Here is a 2,762-nt window from a genome sequence, read left to right as displayed (position 1 = left end):
CGGGCCTGTTTTGTTCTCTGGTGGAGCAGAGCAGGCTCAGGGCTACTGAAAGCCCGCTCCGTACCGCTTTAGCGGTCGGAGTCGGGTAGTTTACATGAAGCTTACAGCCGGGATCCCCATGGGAGATATGGGATCCGGTTTGATCAAAATTGTAAAGTTTTGTGCGCAATCTGCCGGGGCGAGCAATCACCACCCTGGTTCTGCCAGCGCAAGATTTTATAGTGTTGATCCCTACCTTTTCCCCGCAAGGGGAAGATGGTGAATGGGGTGACAGGCTGGGAACTGTCCTAGCGACACCTGGGGAGAGAGGCTGGGTTTAATAGACTGTAAACGTAATTTACGGTACAGATCTATGACAACTGCTGCCGCTTCTGCTACTCCCACTGCCCCTGAGACGACGCTGCTGAACGTTTGGCAAGTGCTGGCGGAAGAGTTTGCCGGTCAGGTTGCCCTACGGGATCCCCACGCGCAGCCAGTTTTCGAGATGTCTTATGGAGAGCTGTTTCGCCGCATTCAAACCCTGGCGGCTGGCCTGCAGGCTTTGGGCATTTGCCCGGGGGATCGGGTGGCCATTTTTGCCGATAACTCCCCCCGCTGGCTGATGGCCGATCTGGCCACGATGTTCACGGGAGCTGTGAATGTGCCCCGCAGCGCTGTGGCGGATCCCAGTGAGCTGGGCTACATCTTGCGCCACTCCGGTAGCACGGCCCTGATTGCTCAGGATCTGAAGACCCTGAGGCGGATCCGGCCGGATGTGCAGGAGCTGGGCCTGGAACGGCTGCTGTTGCTTTCCGATGAGCAGGAAGCAGGGGTGCTGAACTTTTCCCAATGGCTGCAAAAGGGTCGGGAACACACCTACCAACCCCCAAAGCTGGAGCGATCCCAACTGGCCACCATCATCTACACCTCCGGCACCTCCGGTCGGCCCAAGGGGGTGATGCTCAGCCACGGCAACCTGATGCACCAGGTGGAGAACTTGGGCGTGGTCGTACAGCCACAACCGGGGAATAAGGTGTTGACCATTCTGCCCACTTGGCACTCTTATGAGCGGGCTTGCGAGTATTTTCTCCTCAGCCGTGCCTGCATGCTGGTCTATACCAGCCCTCGCTTTATCAAACAAGATTTCCAACAGGAGCACCCTCATTTTTTGGTGGCAGTGCCGCGGATTTGGGAAACCGTTTATGAAGGGATCCAACGGCAATTCAAGGAGAAAAGCCCCCTGATGCAGCGGCTGATCCGCGCTCTGATGGCCGTGAGTGAGAGCCATGTGCTCTCTGGACGGATAGCTCGCAACCAGTCGATTTTGCACTACGGAGTCAGCCCCTGGGTGCGCCTACAGGCTCGCCTACAACATTGGCTGCTCTGGCCCCTGCATCGGTTGGCCGATGCGCTCATCTACCGCAAGGTGCGACAGGCGTTGGGCCCCAATTTTCAACATGCCATCAGCGGCGGTGGATCCCTGCCTGCCTACTTGGATCTGTTCTACGAGGTGGTGGGCATTTCCATCTTGAATGGCTACGGCCTCACCGAAACTTCGCCGGTGTTGTGCGCGCGGCGTCCAGACAACAATGTGCGCGGTACGGCTGGCCTCCCTTTGCCGGGGACGGAGTTTCGCATTGTGGATCCTGAAACCCGACAGCCCCTGCCCTCCGGCCAAAAGGGGTTGATCCTGGCCCGTGGCCCGCAGGTGATGATGGGCTACTACAACAACCCCGAAGCCACCGCCAAGGTGCTCAGCTCCGACGGCTGGTTTGAAACGGGGGATCTGGGCTGGCTCACCCCCGATGGGCAACTGGTGATCACCGGCAGAGCCAAGGATGTCATCGTCCTACTCAACGGGGAGAATATTGAGCCCCAGCCGCTGGAAGATGCTTGTCTGCAATCTCCTTACATCAGTCAGATCGTGATCGTCGGGCAAGACCAAAAGAAATTGGCTGCCCTCATCTACCCCAACCTCGATGCCCTCAAAGCCTGGGCTGCCGAGCAAGGGATCCCGGCTGAGGATGCCGAGCTGCTGGCCCAGCCCCAGACCCGCACCTTGATTTTGCAGGAGGTGCGCCGCCGCATCCAAGAACGCCCTGGCTACCGGCCCGACGAGCAGGTCAGTGACTTTCGCTTCTTGCCGGAGCCGCTGAGCGTGGAAAACGGCCTTATGACCCAGACCCTGAAGATCAAGCGCAACCCGGTGGCTGAGCGCTATGCCCACCTCATCCAGGAGATGTATCCGGCTTGAGGTGCAGGCCCACCTAAGTTTGGGATCCCCGTTGTTGCTCCAAGTAGCGCCGGAATTGCTCCGGCGGAATGGCCCCTCGGTAGGCTCCACAGTAGTAGAGGGTAAGCACTGCCTTGTAGGCCCAGTCGCTTGGCACCACATCCGGGAAAGGGCTGGGCAAAGTATCTGCTTGGTTGTTGGCGCAGGCTTGCAAAATTTGCTCTGTGGTTAGCTGTTCTGCCAGGTCTGGAGGGAGTTCCCGCAGGTTGGCTTGGGCCAGAGCGGCGGTGGGCAGGCTCAAACTGGAGAGGGCTGCACCCACAAGAGCTGAGGTGAAGAGGTGTTGCACTTTCATAGCACTCCGTGCTGTGCAGAGCACAGACAACTCGAAGAGGGTTAACGAGGGATCGATTGAGAGGGAATCCGTCCGGGGAGTCCCTTCTTCAGCTTACTAGCGCAGGAGCCCCGCACTGTACCCGTAGGGTCAGTGCCGGGAGGAATGCGCTTTGATGAAGTACAATGAACTTATGAGCCAAATCCTGACCATCTC

The 2,762-nt window shown here is 58.5% G+C and carries 2 protein-coding genes; one reads left to right on the top strand and one right to left on the bottom strand.

What is annotated here, in order from left to right; genetic code table 11:
- Positions 1–352 precede the first annotated feature (352 nt).
- Positions 353–2,233, top strand: a complete 1,881-nt coding sequence (locus ACVWVQ_RS14230) for an AMP-dependent synthetase/ligase (protein WP_457509080.1) — start codon at positions 353–355, stop codon at positions 2,231–2,233.
- 13 nt (positions 2,234–2,246) lie between these two features.
- Here ACVWVQ_RS14230 and ACVWVQ_RS14225 read toward each other — a convergent pair whose 3' ends face one another.
- On the bottom strand, positions 2,247–2,567 hold the full coding sequence (locus ACVWVQ_RS14225; RefSeq protein ID WP_414331146.1) for a hypothetical protein: 321 nt from the start codon (positions 2,565–2,567) through the stop codon (positions 2,247–2,249).
- Positions 2,568–2,762: the final 195 nt, after the last annotated feature.

It is taken from the genome of Thermostichus sp. MS-CIW-36, assembly GCF_054059035.1.
This window is presented reverse-complemented; position numbering and strand designations above follow the sequence as displayed.